Annotated in this window: 1 pseudogene; it reads right to left on the minus strand. The window is 51.4% G+C overall.

Annotated elements, in window-relative coordinates:
* Positions 1 to 352 (minus strand): annotated as a pseudogene (gene istB, locus IM317_RS23800) (IS21-like element IS1326 family helper ATPase IstB); the annotation flags it as partial.

Raw genomic sequence — 352 nt, forward strand, 5'->3', positions numbered from 1 at the left:
GGATGTGGCAGTGGTGGGTTAGTCGGTCCAACAACGCTGTTGTCATCTTTTCATCGCCAAACACTCGGCTCCATTCCGAGAAGCTCAAGTTGGTGGTCAGTATCACGCTGGTTTTTTCGTACAGCTTTGAGAGCAGGTGAAACAGCAGTGCCCCACCGGTTTGGCTAAAAGGCAAATATCCCAGCTCATCCAGAATCACCAAATCGGCATACAACAGACGGTTTGCGATTTGTCCCTGACGCCCAGATGATTTCTCTTGCTCCAGTGCATTGACCAAATCCACGGTGGAGAAGAAACGCACCCGTCGGTTCAAGTGCATCACTGCTTGTGTACCAATGGCTGTGGCCAGGTG

The organism is Enterobacter cloacae complex sp. S3, from assembly GCF_014930495.1.
Classification (GTDB): Bacteria; Pseudomonadota; Gammaproteobacteria; order Enterobacterales; family Enterobacteriaceae; genus Enterobacter; species Enterobacter asburiae_B.